The organism is Vibrio sp. YYF0003 (genome assembly GCF_036350715.1).
GTDB classification, from domain to species: domain Bacteria; phylum Pseudomonadota; class Gammaproteobacteria; order Enterobacterales; family Vibrionaceae; genus Vibrio; species Vibrio natriegens.
Genome location: NZ_JAZDWA010000006.1, coordinates 309,657 through 329,023 on the forward strand (window position 1 = coordinate 309,657; position 19,367 = coordinate 329,023).

General features: G+C 39.4%; 21 protein-coding genes and 1 pseudogene. All 22 read left to right on the forward strand.

All coding sequences use genetic code 11. The features are described 5' to 3' along the window. The first annotated feature begins 101 nt into the window (after positions 1 to 101). The 22 genes and pseudogenes from V1U08_RS18195 (at position 102) to V1U08_RS18310 (ending at position 19,343) form a co-directional block, all read left to right on the forward strand. The gene (locus V1U08_RS18195; protein ID WP_069537329.1) at positions 102 to 443 is read left to right on the forward strand and encodes a hypothetical protein; all 342 of its coding nucleotides are present in this window, start codon (positions 102 to 104) and stop codon (positions 441 to 443) included. 164 nt (positions 444 to 607) lie between these two features. Further along, the gene (locus tag V1U08_RS18200; protein WP_318497707.1) at positions 608 to 1,441 is read left to right on the forward strand and encodes a DUF4365 domain-containing protein; all 834 of its coding nucleotides are present in this window, start codon (positions 608 to 610) and stop codon (positions 1,439 to 1,441) included. Positions 1,442 to 2,163: 722 nt separating this feature from the next. Beyond that, complete coding sequence (locus V1U08_RS18205; RefSeq protein WP_330471178.1) at positions 2,164 to 3,408, forward strand: SIR2 family protein; 1,245 nt, start codon at positions 2,164 to 2,166, stop codon at positions 3,406 to 3,408. A 142-nt stretch (positions 3,409 to 3,550) separates the two neighbouring features. Then, a complete protein-coding gene (locus V1U08_RS18210) occupies positions 3,551 to 4,546 on the forward strand; it encodes a protein kinase domain-containing protein (protein WP_330471179.1) in 996 nt (331 codons plus the stop codon). A gap of 162 nt (positions 4,547 to 4,708) precedes the next feature. Then, positions 4,709 to 5,149 carry a hypothetical protein gene (locus V1U08_RS18215; RefSeq protein ID WP_330471180.1) on the forward strand — a complete coding sequence of 147 codons (441 nt, stop codon included), beginning with the start codon at positions 4,709 to 4,711 and terminating at the stop codon, positions 5,147 to 5,149. A 146-nt stretch (positions 5,150 to 5,295) separates the two neighbouring features. After that, positions 5,296 to 5,481, forward strand: a complete 186-nt coding sequence (locus tag V1U08_RS18220) for a hypothetical protein (RefSeq protein ID WP_080505661.1) — start codon at positions 5,296 to 5,298, stop codon at positions 5,479 to 5,481. 1,227 nt (positions 5,482 to 6,708) lie between these two features. Next, positions 6,709 to 7,161 carry a hypothetical protein gene (locus V1U08_RS18225; protein WP_045377480.1) on the forward strand — a complete coding sequence of 151 codons (453 nt, stop codon included), beginning with the start codon at positions 6,709 to 6,711 and terminating at the stop codon, positions 7,159 to 7,161. 147 nt (positions 7,162 to 7,308) lie between these two features. Further along, positions 7,309 to 7,819 (forward strand): annotated as a pseudogene (locus tag V1U08_RS18230) (GNAT family N-acetyltransferase). 199 nt (positions 7,820 to 8,018) lie between these two features. Further along, positions 8,019 to 9,008: a DUF6602 domain-containing protein gene (locus tag V1U08_RS18235; RefSeq protein WP_330471181.1), complete on the forward strand. Its 990-nt coding sequence runs from the start codon at positions 8,019 to 8,021 to the stop codon at positions 9,006 to 9,008. A 1,170-nt stretch (positions 9,009 to 10,178) separates the two neighbouring features. Then, positions 10,179 to 10,595: a hypothetical protein gene (locus V1U08_RS18240; protein WP_025502303.1), complete on the forward strand. Its 417-nt coding sequence runs from the start codon at positions 10,179 to 10,181 to the stop codon at positions 10,593 to 10,595. 133 nt (positions 10,596 to 10,728) lie between these two features. Beyond that, complete coding sequence (locus V1U08_RS18245; protein WP_024702461.1) at positions 10,729 to 11,061, forward strand: hypothetical protein; 333 nt, start codon at positions 10,729 to 10,731, stop codon at positions 11,059 to 11,061. A gap of 731 nt (positions 11,062 to 11,792) precedes the next feature. After that, the gene (locus V1U08_RS18250) at positions 11,793 to 12,212 is read left to right on the forward strand and encodes a GNAT family N-acetyltransferase (RefSeq protein WP_330471182.1); all 420 of its coding nucleotides are present in this window, start codon (positions 11,793 to 11,795) and stop codon (positions 12,210 to 12,212) included. Positions 12,213 to 12,900: 688 nt separating this feature from the next. Then, positions 12,901 to 13,068: a hypothetical protein gene (locus V1U08_RS18260; RefSeq protein WP_330471183.1), complete on the forward strand. Its 168-nt coding sequence runs from the start codon at positions 12,901 to 12,903 to the stop codon at positions 13,066 to 13,068. A gap of 268 nt (positions 13,069 to 13,336) precedes the next feature. Then, positions 13,337 to 13,708, forward strand: a complete 372-nt coding sequence (locus V1U08_RS18265; protein ID WP_330471184.1) for a GNAT family N-acetyltransferase — start codon at positions 13,337 to 13,339, stop codon at positions 13,706 to 13,708. Between the two features lie 215 nt (positions 13,709 to 13,923). Continuing rightward, on the forward strand, positions 13,924 to 14,421 hold the full coding sequence (locus tag V1U08_RS18270) for a hypothetical protein (RefSeq protein WP_330471185.1): 498 nt from the start codon (positions 13,924 to 13,926) through the stop codon (positions 14,419 to 14,421). Between the two features lie 133 nt (positions 14,422 to 14,554). Continuing rightward, entirely contained in the window at positions 14,555 to 15,826 is a 1,272-nt protein-coding gene (locus V1U08_RS18275) for a hypothetical protein (protein ID WP_330471186.1), read from the forward strand. 142 nt (positions 15,827 to 15,968) lie between these two features. Beyond that, positions 15,969 to 16,571, forward strand: coding sequence for a class I SAM-dependent methyltransferase (locus tag V1U08_RS18285; protein ID WP_330471187.1), 603 nt, complete (start codon positions 15,969 to 15,971; stop codon positions 16,569 to 16,571). Positions 16,572 to 16,707: 136 nt separating this feature from the next. Next, positions 16,708 to 17,109 (forward strand): putative signal transducing protein, encoded by a 402-nt coding sequence (locus tag V1U08_RS18290; protein WP_025555159.1) that lies wholly within the window; start codon positions 16,708 to 16,710, stop codon positions 17,107 to 17,109. Between the two features lie 182 nt (positions 17,110 to 17,291). After that, positions 17,292 to 17,681, forward strand: coding sequence for a cell envelope integrity TolA C-terminal domain-containing protein (locus V1U08_RS18295; protein ID WP_330471188.1), 390 nt, complete (start codon positions 17,292 to 17,294; stop codon positions 17,679 to 17,681). Positions 17,682 to 17,834: 153 nt separating this feature from the next. Beyond that, complete coding sequence (locus tag V1U08_RS18300) at positions 17,835 to 18,302, forward strand: ASCH domain-containing protein (RefSeq protein WP_065302351.1); 468 nt, start codon at positions 17,835 to 17,837, stop codon at positions 18,300 to 18,302. A 163-nt stretch (positions 18,303 to 18,465) separates the two neighbouring features. Beyond that, on the forward strand, positions 18,466 to 18,873 hold the full coding sequence (locus V1U08_RS18305; RefSeq protein WP_014232128.1) for an OsmC family protein: 408 nt from the start codon (positions 18,466 to 18,468) through the stop codon (positions 18,871 to 18,873). A gap of 134 nt (positions 18,874 to 19,007) precedes the next feature. Continuing rightward, entirely contained in the window at positions 19,008 to 19,343 is a 336-nt protein-coding gene (locus V1U08_RS18310) for a 5-carboxymethyl-2-hydroxymuconate Delta-isomerase (protein ID WP_065302352.1), read from the forward strand. Positions 19,344 to 19,367: the final 24 nt, after the last annotated feature.

The following is a 19,367-nucleotide window of genomic DNA, read 5'->3' on the forward strand; positions in this document are numbered from 1 at the left end:
GAATTGAGTTAAGTGTTTACGGCACAATGGATTAGGTCGGGTGGCAGGCGTTGCTCACCACTTAATGCGGCGTTAGCTTAAATCATTAACAAGGATGTGTAATGAGAAGTAAAAAATGGATATTTGCAGGTATTTTACTCATTGGTGGACCTTCATTATTGCCATTTAGTTTGGAAGTGATCTCAATAATTGAGCTGTTTGGTCTTTTCGGTTTGTGGACAATTTATTCATCTTACGCCGAATATTTGGTGAATCATCCTCGCTTTAAAAGAGGTCTGCGTTTAGCTACCAGTTGGGACTTTCAGCCTCAAATGTTGTTCTCGCTGAGAGAGCTTAGGGCATGTCCACAGTTAGTTTTTCATATGCTCCCTATTCAAAGTGTGATGGTCTGGACTTTGAATATTATGTTTTGGGGTGGTGTGGCTTGGTGCTACATAATTTAAGCTAACAAATTGTTCAAGAGGGATTCGCAACGCGTGGCATTTTTACTATGCGTTAGTTTTAGTGATTACGGCGGTATGCAGCGGTTTCAGTATTGCGTTGCTCACCCCTTAACAAGGCGTTATATGCCTAAGCTGACAATTGAATTTAAGAGGAGTAATTGACTATGGTATATCCAAAAAACTCGGCAAAAGGCAAAGCTGGAGAGAACTATTTTGCGTATTGGATATTAAGAAATTTTGGTTGGCCATGTAGATTGTTGGATATAGATATTGGTATTGATGCACAAATAGAAGTATTAAATGGAAATAACCGACCAACTGGTAATTGCCTACCAGTTCAAATAAAAACAACAGAGAGTAAAGAACTAAAGCTACAGATTGATACTGAGCATTTAAACCAATGGAGCATGATGAATGAGTCTGTATTATTAGTGCTAATTGACTTTAAAACTGATACCCCCAACATTTACTATAAAGAGATCCAATGCGAAGACGTACAGAGTAAGCTATATGATGCAAAATTAAATAACATTGAAAGCAAAGTTATTTGGTTTTCTGAACAAGACCTACTCACTATGGATCTTAAAAATAAAATCACTTCAATCTCATATAAGAACTTAGATGAAATTACTATCAAAAATGCTAAACATTTAATTGTTGAAATTGAAGATAATAAAGAATTTTTTGAACTTGAATCTGGCTGCTGGGGAGAGTTTGACTTTAGTAAAGGAGAATATGATTCAGTCATAGAATCCTATGATAGGTGTTGCCGCTTAAATGAAAAAATTGAAAATGCAACCATTCAACTATCTAACCTCTCATCTGTATGCGATTCAATTGACACGGCTTTAGAAGAATTCGAGTATTTTACTTCTGGTATTAAAAACCTCCTTTGTACATTGTTTAGAACGGATGAAAAATATGAACATAGAAAGGATTTGAACGAAGCAAAAAGACACAATACGTTAAAGAATCTAATAACAGAAGCTTTTGAGTAGGCATATAACAATCTGTTTAAGAGTGATTCGCAACGCTTGGCATTTTTGCTATGCGTTGCGTTTTGTGTTTAAGGTGGTATGCGGCGGCATCGGTATTGCGTTGCTCACACCTTAACAGGGCGTTAGTACTGGATTGGCATCACGGTAAATTTTTCGGGGTTTATCGGGTTCTTTTCCTAGCTTTACACCTGGTCAAATGTGACTTTCACGTTCTTTCCGGTGGCACTATATGCGTTGTGTTCGCGTTGATTTCACCGTTTACGGTTTCTAACTTTCGGGCTATTTCTCTGGTGCGGCTTCTTTGGTGTTGGGAAATTCTCGTCAAACACTGAGTTTCTTTGACGCTGCCGTTTAGTTCTGCAGCCTGTATCCTTTGCAAATTTGAAAACGGCGACAATAGGGCAGTTAAGCATATTTTTCTTCTCGCCAACTTGCGTTTTGAGAGTGAGTTCTAGTTTGGCAGTTGTCCCTTTAGCTTCAGCATTTTAAGCCAGAAGTTTCGTGCTATATTTCAATATCTTGGCATGTGCCAAATGTTCACGGGCAGCGTACTAACAAGTTGCTTAAGAGTGATTCGTAACGCATGGCATTTTTGGTATGCGGTGTCTTCAGTGATTTAGGCGTCGTGCGGTAGCTTTTGTATTGCGTTACTCACACCTTAGCAAAGCGTTATGCTACTTGTTTGGTTTGGCACAAGAAAACAATAAAAATAAGGTATTGGAATGAAGAAAGATGATAAAGAACCAGATCTTATCGTCGAAGATGAAAATGGTTTTAAGACGCTCATCGACATAAAGTACGCGAAACCTAAGTCTGAAAGTGAGTATACAAAACGGATCTGGAAAAGCCTTAGTAGTGATAGAGATGATGGTAAATTTGACGATATTTTCTCCGATGTATTTGATAGCGTGTTTAAAAATATATCGACTAAAGTCTCTGACTCCGTATTAAAAATTGCTGACAATGAGGCAAATCGAAAGAAAGTAATCCGAGAATTAAAAAATCATTACAACAATGAAAGTTTAACTTTGATTTTAGGAGCTGGTATCTCTATGGATCTTGGCTTACCTTCATGGGATGAGCTTCTACGTAGACTACTAGCAAAAACACTTGATAGTGCAGACAAAGAAAGCACCGTGATGGCTGCAATGTTTAATTCGGTATTTGGTCCAAGTAGCTTAATCGCTGCACGCTACCTCAAGCTTCACTTCGAGAAAGAAAAACACGAGAAAAATGGCAGGAAGTATCCATTTGAAACTGAAGTGCGCAAAGCTCTATATGAAAACTTTAACGAGGTAGAAACACCTATTTACAAAGCAATTGTCCAACTATGTGTTTCGCCGGGAAAAAATCCAAGCTTGGATTCAGTCATAACGTACAACTACGATGACATCTTGGAAAATAAGTTGAAAGCATTGGACCTAGGGATTAAATATAAGAGTATCTACACCTTAGGAATGAACCCGAAGAAAGACGAACTTCCTATTTACCATGTTCATGGTTACCTCCCTCGCTCTGGAAATGTTACAGATAAACATGCGGTGATTCTTTCTGATGACAGCTATCATAAACAGTATATGGACCTTTACCATTGGAGTAATCTGGTTCAAATAAATAAGTTTAAGGATTCCAATTGCTTGTTTATAGGTCACTCTTTTTCTGACCCGAACCTAAGGCGTTTATTGGATATTGCAAAATCTCAACGTGGGCATGATAGAACTCAGCACTATGTTATTAAACGTAGATATAACGTCGATAAAGTTAAAGAAACCCTTAAAGAGTTGTTAGTAAAGGAAAAGCTAGTAGATGTGCTCAATCATTCTGATGAGCTAGACGCTGTTGCATCAGGGCTGGTTAAAACCGTACACAAGTTTGAAGAAAGTGATGCGAAATCTTTTGGAGCAGAGATTGTTTGGGTGAACGAATTTTCAGAAATCTCAGAGATTATAGAAAGCATTCCTAAGTAGCATAACAAACAATTTAAGAGTGATTCACCACGCTTGGCATTTTTGGTTTGGGTTGAGTTCAGTGTTTACGGTGTTCAAATTGAGTGCCGTAATAGCGTGGCTCACACCTTAATTGGGCGTTATATTTTTATGGAGATATCAGGTGAAAATTCCAAAATCAGTACTTAACTCAGTTTTTAAAGGGAAAATCATAAATGAGTTTTCAGGTAACTCCGGTAAAGTATACTTAGTAGAAAATAATGCTGCTTCACCTAAATATGTAGCTTACAAAAGTTGTAAAGAGCTCAGCGAAAGCTCGCTTGAGCTCTTTAAAGAGGAAGTTCTAAAATGGAATTCAATTAACAGCAGATATACAGTTCCTATCTACTACGTTCATATTATTTTCGGCGAATACTATGCATGCATGAGAGCATGTGATGGTAGTTTAGAAAACTTCCTCAAAGAGAAAATATCAGAAGTGGCTGCTTTTAATTATTCACTGCAAATAATTAAAGGATTGATGGATTTGAATTGTAGTTCAATTCATCACCATCAAGATTTCAACCCTCAGAATATACTATTCGAAGACTTATCTAGAAAGTTCGTAGGATTTCCTCCTGATCATATAGATTCATCACATCGTTATAGAATGATGCTTTCTGATTTTGCTATGTCAAACTACTACTTAAAAGATAATGTTGCTGGTAAGTCTGGTGGAAAGTTTCCATTCAAGGCACCAGAACAGTACAAGGATTCTGAAATAACAGACTTTTATCCAGATCGATTTGCACTTGGTGTACTTCTTTGTCTACTTTTTAGCAACAAACACCCTTGTGGACATTCAGCATCACAGGTTCTAAAGAAAAATCCGAAAAATCCGAAAAATCCGAAAAAGCTAAAAACTAGTTGGGAAACTTGGGCTAGGGAAGGTGAGCGAACAATTGATATCAATTGTTCGCGACTCAAAGATCTTATTCTTAAGTTATTATCTGTCGAACCACTTGACCGACCTAGTTACGAAGAATGTTTTCGCTCTATAAAAGAGCTGTACAAAGATAAATATACAAATGATTTTGAAACATCTATGTTTTACATCGACTATTTTGACAGGCAACACATGGACTGGCCGAGAGAAGAGTTAAAAGTTAGAGTAAACTAAAAATATAACAAACTGTTTAAGAGTGATTCGCAACGCGTGGCATTTTTACTATGCGTTGGTTTTAGTGTTTAAGGTGATATGCGGGAGCTTCGGTATTGCGTTGCTCACACCTTAACAGGGCGTTATGCTTCACAGTGAAAAGTATCATCAAAGGATTTGATAATGATTAAGTGGTTTAATAACCCAACTGAAACAATAGAAGCCCTTGAAAAGTTAGGTGGTTACAAAGTTTGTTTTATCTTCCTATTTCTTTGTGCTTTGATTTCTCCAGGTGTATTGATCCTATTCCAATATAAAAGAGAATTGTTTATGTCTATTGAATCATTAAAGCTATTAATGCTTTCTATCAGTATATCTATACCGATATTTTTAATAGGCAGTGTGATTGGTGCTGCGGGTAGAGAAAAGTTTTCATTTTTGGACGCTGCTTTTTCTGGGGCTGGTTTGACCCTATTTTACAGCTACTTAGCTCTATTTTTGGCTTACATTTCTGGCAGGCCATTTGTGCATTTTTTAATCTTACTTGGAGCCTTATTAACATTTGGGTGCTTTCAAGCGGTCATAAAGAACAAAAAGCTTCAAGGGCAGGATGAGGAAGCATAACAAAGCATTTAAGACGGATTCCCAACGCTCGGCATTTTTGGTTTGCTTCAGCTTTAGTGGTTACGGCACAATACTTTAAGTTCTGTGGTCTGCGTTGCTCACCACTTAATGCGGCGTTATGCTTAATCAAATAAAATCAGTGGTTTATGGTTTTTCTTTGTTTCCTCTGCTTTTGGGTTTTGTGCGCGTCGGCAAGTTGGCTCCAGTGGGTGCTGTTTTCTGGACACTTATTCTTTGGCGCTGAAAATTCACAGAGTTGCCTCAATCAACTTTCGGGCAAGCGCGAGGTTAGGGCGGTTGGCACAATCAGAAATTTGATCTTAGGTTTTTGAGTTTTGATTACCAAATTTCAAAGTCTGATTTTCAAAACTATGAGTCATTTCGGTTTTCTACGTTTTGGCTTTTGTTTGTGAATCAAAGCCGAGTTAATCTTGTTTCCAGAAAAACGTAACCCATTGAAGCTTAAGCATAACAAGGCGTTTAAGTGGGATTTGGCACGCGTGGCATTTTCAGTTTGCGTTGAGTTCGGTGATTACGGCACTGTGCGGTAGCTTTTGTATTGCGTGCCTGCACCCCTTAACGCGGCGTTAGTTGTCAACGAGGAAAACGCAGCTAAAACAGAATGTTTAGAGTTAAAGTCAATGTATTTTTGGTGGGGTTTCGTACTTCAATTTTGAATCGTTCGGGTTTGTGAAAATCGTTCTCAGGTTTCTTTTGTGGTTGGATTTTCTGTTTTAGAAACCGATTCGCTTGCTGAGAGTCAGCTCTGTGATGTTGTCATTTTCAAATGAGCTTTTTGGTGTTGTTAGGCTGTATTCTACGGCGCTGTTTGTTCCAAGTGGTTTCAGTGACAGGCGCTTTGAAACTGCGCCTGAACTGAGTTTTTCAAAGCACATAAAACTAGTGTTGGCAAAACGGCAATCGACTTCAAATGAAAGCTTTAGGCTTGGCAACTAACAAAGCATTCAAGAGGGATTCACAACGCTTGGCAGTTTTGGTTGAATTAGCTTAAGTGTTTACAGCACAATGGTTTAGTTTGGGTGGAATGCGTTGTTCACCCCTTAATGCGGCGTTAGGCTAATCGTGGTGAAATTCATATTTCATCCCAATTTCAATGGAAATCGAGACCTGTTGTCTTGTCTAAGGCATGAGTAAAAGTAGTATGTGCTGTAGAACTCTAATTTAAGTCAATGTTGCAGGTAAAAAGTGAATATACTTCTAATCATAGCTACAGTTTTTTTAGCCAAATTTATCGGTTCACAAATGGGGTTTACCTATAACCTGTTTTCAGACCCATTTAGTCTTAAATTAGTTCTAATCGACTTTGGATTGTTTGTCGTTGTCGGTGTGGTTCTAAGTTTTATTTACAATAAGACCAAACGTGCATTCAAGAAATTCAGGCAGAATTAGCCTAACAAACGCTTTAAGACGGATTCGCAACGCTTGGCGGTTTTGGTTTGAATTGGCTTTTGTGTTTACGGTGTAATAATTGAGTGTCGTGGTAGCGTTGCTCACCACTTAAGCGGGCGTTAGCTATAGCGAGAAAATTTTGAGGTAAGATGGAAAAGTTAGAGTCTAATTTAGTGGGAGTTACAGGGGAGTATTACGTTGCAGCCGAACTGAGTAGAAGAGGCTATATAGCGTCAATTACACTTAGGAATAGCCGTGGCATTGATATTGTGGCGAGTAACTCGGATGCTTCAAAATCAATCTCAGTCCAAGTTAAAACTAATAGTGATGGTTCTGCTAAATGGGTGGTAAATAGGAAATCTGAAGACTTCTATTCTGCCAATCATTTTTACATTTTTGTATCGCTCAAGCCTCTATCAGATCAGCCTCCTATCTATCATGTAGTACCAAGTGAGCATGTGGCAAAAACAATTAAAGTTGGCCATCAAAACTGGTTATCCGGAACCAAAAAAGATGGCTCACCTCGAAAAGATAGCACTATACGAAAGTTTGAAGACTTAGACGGTAAGTTTGTTGGCCAGTGGCAGCTGTTGGGGCTATAGCTAACAAACTGTTTAAGAGTGATTCGCAACGCTTGGCATTTTTACTATGCGTTAGTTTAGGTGCTTAAGGTGGTATGCGGTGGCATCGGTATTGCGTTGCTCACACCTTAACAGGGCGTTATAAAGCTCGAAGAAAAAGGACATTTCGTGGAAATTCGAATAGGTAAACTTGAAGATGTTGCTGGTATTACAGACATCTTTAATTTTTATATTGAACACACCAATGCACGCTTTGAGGAAGTTCCATTTACTCTGGAAAATCGTCAGAAATGGTTTTCTCAGTTCTCTAGCAACACCAAATATCAACTATATGTCGCTATAGAAAATGGCGAATTGCTAGGTTTTGCATGTTCCCAACAGTACAGAGCAATTTCAGCTTTTGACGATACTGTAGAAGTGACCGTGTATCTGGCACAAGAAGCTAAAGGGAAAGGTTTAGGTTCTAAAACTATATACTCAGTTGTTCTCATCTATTCGTGCTTACGGCGTCCACCGTGTATTGTCGGGTGTTGCATTACCAAACGACGCATCAGTTGCATTACATAAACGGTTTGGTTTCAGAGAAGTCGGAGTTTTCAATGAGTATGCGAAGAAACACGGGCAGTACATAAGCTCGGTGTGGTTAGAAAAGGCGTTTAACGTAGAGTCCGCTTTATAACAAACAATTTAAGAGTGATTCGGCACGCGTGGCATTTTTGGTATGCGTTGGTTTTAGTGGTTAAGGTGGTATGCGGAAGCATCGGTATTGCGTGCCTCACACCTTAATTGGGCGTTAGCCTACATCCATAAATCATAAAGAATGCATCATCATATACCTTTGATATATAATGATATTTTTATTTTCCTAGAGAGTTAGTGTGTCTTTTTTCCAAAACTATTATAGAGAAACAGCCAAAGCAGCAATTGCAAAAGCAAATTGCTTCAGAAAGTTAAATCATCAAGGAGTAAAAGGAGCAATTTTAGAAGTATTGATAAAAGAATTATTTCGCCCTCTATTGCCCCCAAATATTGGAGTCGGAAGCGGACAGATTATTTCTCATGACGGATCCATTCCTTCTAATGAAATTGATATTATCATATATGATAAATCTATCCTTCCTCCTTTGCTAGTTGATAACAGTTTAGGTCTGTTTCCTGTTGAATGTGTACTATACACTATCGAAGTTAAAACTACGCTCGACAAAAGGGGACTTCAGCAGGCTCACGATAGCGGAAAAAAAGTAGATGGGTTTTCATTTTTGTCTGGCATTAGGGGGGCTAACGGTGAGTCTTTAGCACACTATGTTAAAGGAATAGTTCCAGCTATATTTGCACTTTCATCTGATGCATCAAATAAGTCGGAAGCGAAGCGTTACCAAGAAATTTATTCTAAAGAGAAGGGACCTATAGTCAAAGATATATGCGTGGCTAACAAAGGTTACTGGAGAGATGATGGGGATAAGTGGGTTCGATATGATAGTGATAAAGAGTGCAGTGAAGTACTGAGTTTCATTGGATTGATTTTGAATTCATATAAAGAAATTAGTGATAGTAGAAAAAACCCTCTACTTGGTAATTATCTTATTCCTGAGAACGACGTCGTAGCTGAACATTTCAGCAGACAGCTTTACAAAGCTCGTGTTACTTGTAAGTCTTGTGGGGCAGATAATGAGTCATATCCCAAATTTGACCTAACTCAAATTCGAGGGCACGACATAGAAAATGGTGAGATCTTTAAGGTAAATAATGAGGACGATATTCAAACTATTGAAAAGTGCGAGTGTGGTTCAAGTCTAGTCTTACCAGGTGGGGAGTATAAGTTACGGCGTCATTCCAGATATTACGAGCTGGCTGAAGATGTAGGCTAACAATCTGTTTAAGAGTGATTCGCAACGCTTGGCATTTTTGCTATGCGTTGCGTTTGGTGTTGAAGGTGGTATGCAGAAGCTTCGGTATTGCATTGCTCACACCTTAACAGGGCGTTAGTACTGGATTGGCATCAAAGGTCAAAAGTCTTGATGTTTATTGGTTTCTTTTCCTAGTTTTACACCTGGTCAAATGTGCCTTTCACGTTCTTTCCGGTGGCACTATATGAGTTGTGTTCGCGTTGATTTCACCGTTTACGGTTTCTAACTTTCGGGCTATTTCTCTGGTGCGGATTCTTTGGTGTGGTTGGTTTTATGAGTCAGAAATGCTTTTCACTGGCGCGGTTGTTCAGTTCTGAAGCCCTTATCCTTTGTTAATTTGAAACCGGTGAAAAAAGGCCGTTTTGCATATTTTCCTTCTCGCCAACTTGAGTTTTGAGATTGGGTTCAAGTTTGGTAGTTGTCTGTTTGGCTTCAACGTTTTAAGCCAAAATTTTCGTGCTATATTTCAATACCTTGGTGTGTGCCAAAGGCTTTAAGGGCCGCGTACTAACAAACAATTCAAGAGGGATTCGTAACGCGTGGCATTTTTACTATGCGTTAATTTTAGTGATTAAGGTGGTTTGCGGTGGCATCGGTGTTGCGTTACTCACCCCTTAATTGGGCGTTAGTTGCCAACGAGGAAAACGTAGCTAAAGCAGAGTTTTTGGGGCTAATTCTCGTGTGTTTTTGGCTTGGTTTTCGTATTTCAATTTCTAGTTATTTGGGTTTGTAAAATTGTGCGTTGGTTTCTTTTGTGGTTGTATTCTCTATTTCAGAAACCGATTTATATGTTGAAAGTTAGCTCTGTAACATTGTTTGTCCAAAGGCGCTTTTTGGTGTTGTTTGCCCATTTTCTACGGTGTTGTATGTTCCAAGTGGTTTCAGTGAGAGGCGCTTTGAAAGTGCGCCTGATTTGAGTGAGCCAAAACACATAAAGCTAGTGTTGGCAAAACGTCAATTAACATCGAATCAAAGCTTTAGGTTTGGCAACTAACAAAGCATTCAAGAGGGATTCACAACGCTTGGCAGTTTTGGTTTGAATTAGCTTAAGTGTTTACGGCACAATGGTTTAGGCCGGGTGGTTTGCGTTGTTCACCCCTTAATGCGGCGTTATGCTCGTAGGAGGAAGTTGTGTATCTCAGGGAAAAAGAGAAAGCTTTAAATAAAGGTGTAATTTTAATCGGCACTATAGGTACTATCGGTATTTCTATTGCATCAGGAAGCTTGTTTTTAGCTCTAGGTTTGAGCGCGATAGCCGCAATTAGCTTGTTATTACAGCAAAAGTTTCCGGATAAAAATGGCCTTTATAGCATCGAGGTTCTAGATAAGCGTATTACTCTTAAACTAGGAAACAGTGCACTTTGGCATTTGAGTGTATGTGATGTTGAATCCTTTGATACAGCTTACTCAAGGGACGGCGCAGTGATCAGAGAAATTACTTTAAAAACTGTGAGCGATAGTTATGTATTACCAAAACTTGATCGCTTTGAAACTAGCGAAGTTTTGGACCTTGTAAGTCTTGTGCAAACCCTAAAAGAACGAGCATAACAAATTGTTCAAGAGTGATTCGGCACGCGTGGCATTTTTACTATGCGTTGGTTTTAGTGGTTAAGGTGGTATGCGGCGGCTTAGGTATTGCGTGCCTCACACCTTAACAAGGCGTTAGGTGAAAGGAGGTATCTTGAGGTCATTTATACTTGGAATTTTATATGCGTTCATCGCGGTTGTTCTCATCGGCGCTTTGGGACGATGGTTAGTACCCTATTTAGCATCAATCTCTCTAGTTGATTACGTTGCCTTCAGTGGTATTTTTTCTATCGGCATAGCGTATTTAGCTTATGACGGCAGCAGTCCCGCTAATCAGGATGCAATGTCACTAATTACACATCGCGAACTAGTCAGTCGAGACATCGATGAACAAGACCGACACAACCGAATTAGTTTTACGTTTTCAGTAGGTATTGCTGGCGTATTACTGTTACTAGTTAGCGGTTTAATGGCTTGGTTGCAGTAAGTATTTTCACCTAACAAAGCGTTCAAGATGGATTCACAACGCTTGGCAGTTTTAGTTTGAATCAGCTTAAGTGTTTACGGCACAATGGTTTAGGTAAGGTGGTCGCGTTGTTCACCACTTAACGCGGCGTTATGTTTCACTTTGATTTAGAAGAAATAAAAGGTTTCTTGGCGCTTATTTCTTTGGTCTCTTTGGCAATTCGCTCGGGTAGTCTCAGCAATTCAATATTGTCTGCCCAGGTTCATGAATCCCTCAAAATAATCACGCTTCAAAGTTCGTGGGTTGCTTCAGTTCGAAGTCGCGTCTGCGTGTTGAAAATTGGGCTGGCTTAAAGTCGCTTTGGTTCTTTTTCCCAATTAGCAAATCGGCAGCGGGGTTTTCGGCAATTTGAGTTTTGTCTTTCGCTGTATTGAAAGGGATGCCGTCATTCGCCGAAAATCATCAAAGTTGCCTCAATCAAATTCCTGGGAATTACGCGATTTATGTTTATCGCTTTTGTCGGATGATTCCACAAAGTCGTGTGACGCAAGTTAAACAATTTCTTATGCAATTCAGTTCTTTGCCATGTGAGTTAGTCAGTTGTGGTAAAACATAACAAAGTGTTTAAGAGGGATTCGTCAACGCGTGGCGTTTTCACTTCAAATCAGTTTAAGTGATTAAGGCGGTCATATCCGCTTTGGCGGTAGCGTTGTCTCACCCCTTAACACGGCGTTAGGTTTGTTGGTAAGTTTATGGAAATAATAAAGTTTCAACCTCATCATTTAGACGCTGTAAGGAAATTGTATCTAGAATCACGATTAGCAACTTTTACATGGCAGGACACAGACTTGTTTGAACTCTCAGACTTTGAACGAGATACCGCAGGCGAAGATATTTTGGTTGCGAGTAAATCAAATAAAATCCTCGGTTTTATTTCCATTTGGGAGCCTGATAACTTCATACATCACTTATTTGTAAGTCCTTGTAACTTAAGGAGCGGGGTAGGTTTAAAACTGTTGGACTTTGCTAAACAACGGTATTCAAATTTAAGCCTGAAATGCCTTACTCAAAATAGAAATGCTATTGGGTTTTATCGGTCACAAGGTTTTACAATAGTAGAAACTGTGAATGATGGTTCAGAAAGTTACCATCTAATGAAGTGCCAGTCATAAACCTAACAAACAGTTCAAGAGGGATTCAGCACGCGTGGCATTTTCGGTATGCGTTGGTTTCGGTGTTGAAGTGCCATGCAGTAACATCGGTATTGCGTGCTTCACCCCTTAACTGGGCGTTAGTACTGGATTGGCATCAAAGGTCAAAAGTCTTGATGTTTATTGGTTTCTTTTCCTAGTTTTACACCTGGTCAAATGTGCCTTTCACGTTCTTTCCGGTGGCACTATATGAGTTGTGTTCGCGTTGATTTCACCGTTTACGGTTTCTAACTTTCGGGCTATTTCTCTGGTGTGGCTTCTTTGGTGCTGGGAAATTCTCGTCAACACGGAGTTTCTTTGGCGCTGCCGTTTAGTTCTGCAGCCTGTATCCTTGGCAAATTTGAAAGCGGTGAAATAGGGTAGCTTTGCATATTTTTCTTCTAGCCAACTTGCGTTTTGAGAGTGAGTTCTAGTTTGGCAGTTGTCCCTTTAGCTTCAGCATTTTAAGCCAGAAGTTTCGTGCTATATTTCAATATCTTGGCATGTGCCAAATGTTCACGGGCAGCGTACTAACAAGTTGCTTAAGAGTGATTCGTAACGCGTGGCATTTTTGGTATGAGGTGTCTTCAGTGATTAAGGCGTCGTGCGGTAGCTTTTGTATTGCGTTACTCACACCTTAGCAAAGCGTTATGTTCACGAGGAGAAATTGATGAGTTATGTAGAAAATAAAGATAAAAATCAAATTCTTGAAGAGCTTATTGGAACTGCTCAAGCGGTAAGTCAAGTTCATGAACAGCAGAAGTCAGCAATTCTTGTTCGCTGTACGGAAGATATCCAGCAATCTATAGATGAGTTGGGCGACGAAATTGATCAATAAAAAGTGCATTTGAAGAATCATCGAGAAGCTCCGGAAAAGTGGCTTTAGCTCTAAATTGGTTAACCGGAGCCTTGGTTCTAGTTGGTGTGGCTCAGGTCGTAGTTGCCGTAATTAAATAAACATAACAAACAATTTAAGAGGGATTCCCAACGCTTGGCATTTTTGCTTCTACTTCAATTTTTGGTGGTTACGGCACATTGCTTTAGGTTGGGTGGTAGCGTTGCTCACCCCTTAATTGGGCGTTATGTTTTTGAAGGAAATTGGCTGTATGGCTCTCGAACTTAGAAGTATAAATTACGACAATTTTTATGAGATTTGCCAGCTGAAAGTTGCTCCAAATCAGTTAAATCATGTCGATAGCAATGCTATTTCACTGGCTGAAGCGAACTTTATGAACTTTCCTTGGTTTAAGGGCATCTATTTCGAAAATAAACCGGTTGGGTTCATTTTAGTAAGCGCAGATACTGTATCAGGTAAGTTTGAGCTTTGGAGGCTCATGCTAGATAAATCTTACCAGTCAAAGGGCTATGGTCGTATTGCTGTAGATTTGTTGAAATCGGCCTTGGTTAATGAGTTTGGAATATCCGCTCTTTATACAAGTGTTGTCGCAAGTGCAGACAGCCCCCAGGTTTCTACGTAAATTGCGGTTTTGTGCCCACAGGTCACTTAGTTGAAGGTCGTGAAATAGAGTTGTGCCTATCTCTTTAGCTACAAACATAACAAAGCATTCAAGAGGGATTCACAACGCTTGGCAGTTTTGGTTTGAATCAGCTTTAGTGTTTACGGCACAATAGTTTAGGTTGGGTGGTGGCGTTGTTCACCCCTTAATGCAGCGTTATACATCAAGGAGACTATATGCTCACACCTCCAACAGATAATCTGTATAAGTTCATGGCTGTGTTTGGGCTTATTATGATTCTTTCTAGTGGTGCTTTTTGGTGGAAAGCATCTAATGAATTTAGTGAGTTCTTTGAAAGAAGCGAAAGTTATGTAAATGGTATTCCCAAAAGTGGTGAAGCTTATGGAAAATTTGCGGAAAAAACTAACGAAGCAATAGCTATCTATAACAGCGTGGGTGGTGACAGAAGTAAGTTAATAAAACAACAGGAATTGGCTATTGAAGCAATTCTTGCTGATGCTGCAATTTTGAGAGGCGAGGCAGACCAAATTATTAACCGAAATCCAGCCAAAAGAATCGCTCTTAATTCAAGGTTTGAACGCTATGAGTTGGCAAAGCTAGTGAGCTTTGCAGGAATCATATTGGGATTGGTAGTTTCTGCTTTAGGTTTTTACTTTTGGCATACTAGATTACAAATCTATATTGATAAGTTACATCGTGAAAGTGATGTATAACAAACTGTTCAAGAGGGATTCGCAACGCGTGGCATTTTTACTATGCGTTGGTTTAAGTGATTAAGGTGGTATGCGGCGGCTTCGGTATTGCGTTGCTCACCCCTTAACAGGGCGTTAGCTTACAGGAGATAAAATGAAGAATTTGCTACAAATTCTATTTGTTATATTAGCGGTACTTTCGGTTGCTGCTTATGAATTTTATTTATACCTCGAAAGGACGAAGGATGTTGCAGATTATTCCTTTTCGATTGGTAGTTATGTAATCTCGTTAACGGCATTGTTGGTAGCGCTTAGAACTTACATGTCTATTGATAGCGTTAATAACATAAGCAAGATGGATGGTAATATACTCGAAAATCAGGGGTACACAATATCTCTTCCGGAGATTGTGTGCAGATACGATCAAAATTCAGTGGCCTCCTTGCAAGAGGCGGTGATGAGAGATATTGAGTATAAGCTGAAGAATACGTCAAAAACCGCATCAGAATTTGCTGATACTTTACAGTATATGATTGACTTAATTATAGTATTCCCAGCAGTATTCAAATCAAAAAAATCGGACTTAAGTAAATATAATAAAAGGATGGAAAAAATCCTAGATTTGCTAAAAAGCAAAGTGAAAAAATATGACTCTTTGAACAAAGGAAGTCTAATTCAGATTCACGAGGCCTCAAAACTATTCGAAGCCATTGTAAAATATCAACAAGTTATAATAAAAAAAGGCGTGAATGTTAATGCTGAACTTCTTCATATTAGAGGCGGCATCCTTAAAAATAATGTAACTCAAACTATTTATCACAATTACCTTGGTTTGTATTACCATAAGAAATCTATGCATGAAATTCTTACGATCTTAAAAATTAAAGAAGTAGATTTTTACTCTAAAGATGGTTTGGCAATATTGGCAGAACTAAAATCTGGATCCTATGATTTGAATGACATAACTTCATTCTTGGAAAAGTCATCGGCTCATTATAAAAAGGCATTGTCTATATCTTCTGATGATTTGGTTTGGCCTGGGTTTATCTATTTTAACTTAGCTCGTACAGAATTTCTTTATTCATATGTTGTAGAAAAAGAAGGCAATCATAGTATCTCTATAGAAAAGGCGATCTCATCTCGAATGAATCAATGTAAGGTAATCGAAGAAGTTTTAAATGGTAAATCAAGCACCCAGCTTTCAGAATTTTTTAGATTTCAAGAAGAAAAAGCTAGGCTATTTAAAGTGAAAATGGCCATCGCTGAGGGGGCAGGCTCTGCTCAGACTGAAACTTTAAGCTACCGTGGCAAGCTCCTAAGTGAGGCCGCTTGGCATGAGTTGTCTACTTCGTTTCCTGAATCGCAAACTTATGATGAGCTACGAGATCTAATCGATAGTATCGTCAATAGTCAAAAAGTAAGCTAACAAACTGTTTAAGAGGGATTCGCAACGCGTGGCATTTTTACTATGTGTTGATTTTAGTGTTTAAGGTGGTATGCGGCGGCATCGGTATTGCGTTGCTCACCCCTTAACAGGGCGTTATGTACTTTAAGGTAAAACGAAGATTATGGATGATCAGAAACATAGAGAAAATTGGCGGAAGTTTTACGAAAAGGCATTAAATCGACCACATTCCACAAGAACTGAACGAGCTGTAAATTTAGATGCTTCTTCAATTAAAGTAGCAATAGATTGTGGTTGCGGAACGGGTAGCGACATAAAGTATTTAACCTCGCAAGGCTATAAAGTCTTCGGCTTTGACATCAATCCTGACTCAGTAGCAATATGCCGAGATAGGTTTGGCAATGAGTCGAGTGTAAATGTTGTGCAATCATCATTTTGTGAGTTTGAGTATGCTGATGCCAGCTTAATCGTCGCTAACGCGAGTTTATTTTTTGTGAACCCTGAGCAGTTTCAAGCGGTATGGACAAGCATAGATGCTAGTCTCGTAAAGGGTGGGGTTTTTGCTGGTGATTTCATGGGTAAAAACGACTCTTGGGCTAGTGACTTCCACGCCCCCATAACTGCACTCTCTAAAGATGAGTTGTTAAACTTATTCTCTAACTTTGAAATTATAGAGTTCAATGAAAGGGATGAAGATGGCACAACAATGGTAGGTGAATCAAAGCATTGGCACATTTATTCGGTGGTTGCCGTCAAACGTACATAACAATGCGTTTAAGGCAGATTCACAACGCTTGGCAATTTGGGTTTGAATCAGCTTTAGTGGTTACGGCGCAATGGTTTAGGTTCAGTGGTAGCGTTGCTCACTACTTAACGCGGCGTTATACCACAAGGAGCAATATGTGATTGTAGTAGCAAGGTTTTCTTTTCCTCATGAAGCTCATATTGCGAAAGCGAGTCTAGATAGTGCTGGGATAGAAAGTTACATCGCTGACGAGCACACGGTGAATACTCAGTGGCTTTATTCAAACGCTATGGGCGGTGTTCGCCTGATGGTCTCGGAGAGTGATGCAGGGGAAGCGAAACAAATACTTAGTAGTGACTTCTCAGAATCATTGGAAAATGAAGTTGCCGTTGATGAAGCCAAAGATGTTTGCCCTAACTGTGGTAGCACGGAGCTATATGCATTTACAAAAGGTAAGCGTCCAGCTTTCTTAGTATTCATTTTACTGGGTTTTCCACTGTTCTTTTACAAGCATGGTTACAAGTGTAAGCAGTGTGGGGAGTTCAGTGAAAAGCTTTGAGTAGTGGTATAACAAAGCGTTCAAGAGGGATTCGCAACGCGTGGCATTTTTACTATGCGTTGCGTTTGGTGTTTTAGGTGGAATGCGGCGGTTTTGGTATTGCGTTGCTCACACCTTAACAGAGCGTTAGGGCAACACGTAATTGAGGGTAGTTCATTATGAGGCTCATAAGTCTGTTCGTTATGTTCTGGTTTTCATATATTAGTTCGGCTACAGCAGAAGTTGATATTGTAGAGAAAGAAAGGCGCGAGCAGAAAGCTGCTTTAGAAGATATCTTAGGTCAATTTTCCAGCCCGACTCCGGAAGAACGTGAAATCTCAAAGTATGCAGACATTTATACGGAAACAATTCAAAATGCGTTGTCCAAAAAGGGAAGTTACAAGGGCGCAGAGTGCCGCTTAACAATTCAGTTAAGTCCAGAAGGATTGGTAAAAAACTTAGATATGGACATACAAAATAGACTTTGTCGGAGCGCGTTCAACGCTATTTGGGATATCGCTGAATTCCCTTTGCCTCTAGACAAAAAAGTCGCTTCAAAGCTAACAAATATCAGATTGACGCTATCGTACTAACGAATTGCCCTAACAAAGCGTTTAAGGCAGATTTGCAACACGTGGCACTTTTGGTTTTATTCATCTTAAGTGTTTATGGCACAATTGGTTAGGTTCAGTGGTAGCGTTGCTCATTACTTAACGCGGCGTTAGAAATTACATGGAGAATTTATTATGGATGCAAGGTATGTGGATTATTTCCAAGCCTATGCAAGTACACTGTCTGAATCTCAACTTGCTGAGATTGGAGAGTTAGAAACTACTTACTTTTGTGACGATGAATACAATACAAATGAGTGCGCTCGTCTTGTCTCTATTGGTCAAAAACGTGCAACTTGCAGCGTCAAAGAAGCGTACCGTATTGAAGGTGAGGAGTTTCCTAAAGTAGGGCAGTACCAAATCGTGCTTGACTGGGAAAAGAACCCGGTTTGCATAGTAAAAATAACCAATGTGGACTTTTGTCCCTTTGGACAGGTTAGTCGAGAATTCGCTGAATCTGAGGGGGAAGGAGATGGCACCTATGAGTGGTGGTATAAAGCACATAACGACTTCTTCACTAGAGACTGTAAATCAGCTTATGGTATAGAATTCAACGACTCAACAGAGTTGGTTCTTGTAACGTTTGAGTTAGTGCACAAGTAATTTCTAACAAGGCGTTTAAGACAGATTCGCAACGCTTGGTAATTTTGGTTTGATTTGGCTTTTGTGTTTACGGTGTAATAATTGAGTTTTGTGGTAGTGTTGCTCACCACTTAACAGGGCGTTAAGTGCAATCAACAATAGTCACATCAAAAAGTAGGGAAGTATGAGTATTAATATAAAGTGGGATGGTGATTGTCGTTTTAAAGTGTCAACTGAAGGAGGCTTTACGTTTAATGTTGACGCTACAAGTGAGAAAGCCCCTTGTCCAACAGAAGTTCTATTGTCGGCTTTAGGTTCATGTAGTGCTACGGATGTCGTCTTGTTACTACAAGATCAAGGTTTTGAAGTTAAAGGCCTAGAAAATACGGTTACTTTCGCCCTAACGGAATCAGAACCTCGTTTATATAAATCGGCAAACTTACACTTTACAGTAAATGGCAGCGGTTTTAAGGAATCTGACATTTTGCGAGCAGCTCAAGATGCGGTGGAAAAGCATTGTCATGTTTGTCTTATGCTGAGTCCCACGATCGATATCACTTTTTCAGCGGAAGTGGGCAAAAATTGCACTTAACAAGCGTTTAAGAGGGATTCTCAACGCTTGGCATTTTCAGTTTGATTAAGCTTTAGTGTTTACGGCACAATGATTTAGGCTAGGTGGTGGCGTTGTTCACCCCTTAATGCGGCGTTATATTTAAGGAGTAAGTTTTGCCTCATTGTATTATTGAGCATTCATCATCTATCGAACAGGTAGACTTGAATCAGAAAGTGTTTCTGGGTGCTTTAGAGTCGAATTTGTTTGAGCCAGATGGTAGCGATATAAAGGTTAGAAGTATTGCATATGAAAACTATCAAACAGGCTCCGCTAAAGAAGACTTTATTCACGTAACTTTGCGTATTCTTTCTGGTCGTAATGAACAAGACAAGTTGCTTTTGTCTAATAGTGTCATGTCCAGGCTGAAATCAATCCAGTTGGTTAGTGCTTCATTAACAGTAGAGGTTGTCGATATAGACCGAAACAGTTATGCCAAGCAGATAGTTTAAATATAACAAACTGTTTAAGACAGG

Excerpts from the sequence above, each read along its gene's own strand:
- V1U08_RS18305 (WP_014232128.1), top strand. The coding sequence starts at position 18,466 with ATGAGTATTAATATAAAGTGGGATGGTGATTGTCGTTTTAAAGTGTCA.
- V1U08_RS18260 (WP_330471183.1), top strand. The coding sequence starts at position 12,901 with ATGAGTTATGTAGAAAATAAAGATAAAAATCAAATTCTTGAAGAGCTT.
- V1U08_RS18300 (WP_065302351.1), top strand. The coding sequence starts at position 17,835 with ATGGATGCAAGGTATGTGGATTATTTCCAAGCCTATGCAAGTACACTG.
- V1U08_RS18205 (WP_330471178.1), top strand. The coding sequence starts at position 2,164 with ATGAAGAAAGATGATAAAGAACCAGATCTTATCGTCGAAGATGAAAAT.
- V1U08_RS18275 (WP_330471186.1), top strand. The coding sequence starts at position 14,555 with ATGAAGAATTTGCTACAAATTCTATTTGTTATATTAGCGGTACTTTCG.
- V1U08_RS18215 (WP_330471180.1), top strand. The coding sequence starts at position 4,709 with ATGATTAAGTGGTTTAATAACCCAACTGAAACAATAGAAGCCCTTGAA.
- V1U08_RS18220 (WP_080505661.1), top strand. The coding sequence starts at position 5,296 with ATGGTTTTTCTTTGTTTCCTCTGCTTTTGGGTTTTGTGCGCGTCGGCA.
- V1U08_RS18195 (WP_069537329.1), top strand. The coding sequence starts at position 102 with ATGAGAAGTAAAAAATGGATATTTGCAGGTATTTTACTCATTGGTGGA.
- V1U08_RS18250 (WP_330471182.1), top strand. The coding sequence starts at position 11,793 with ATGGAAATAATAAAGTTTCAACCTCATCATTTAGACGCTGTAAGGAAA.
- V1U08_RS18265 (WP_330471184.1), top strand. The coding sequence starts at position 13,337 with ATGGCTCTCGAACTTAGAAGTATAAATTACGACAATTTTTATGAGATT.
- V1U08_RS18285 (WP_330471187.1), top strand. The coding sequence starts at position 15,969 with ATGGATGATCAGAAACATAGAGAAAATTGGCGGAAGTTTTACGAAAAG.
- V1U08_RS18200 (WP_318497707.1), top strand. The coding sequence starts at position 608 with ATGGTATATCCAAAAAACTCGGCAAAAGGCAAAGCTGGAGAGAACTAT.
- V1U08_RS18270 (WP_330471185.1), top strand. The coding sequence starts at position 13,924 with ATGCTCACACCTCCAACAGATAATCTGTATAAGTTCATGGCTGTGTTT.
- V1U08_RS18225 (WP_045377480.1), top strand. The coding sequence starts at position 6,709 with ATGGAAAAGTTAGAGTCTAATTTAGTGGGAGTTACAGGGGAGTATTAC.
- V1U08_RS18295 (WP_330471188.1), top strand. The coding sequence starts at position 17,292 with ATGTTCTGGTTTTCATATATTAGTTCGGCTACAGCAGAAGTTGATATT.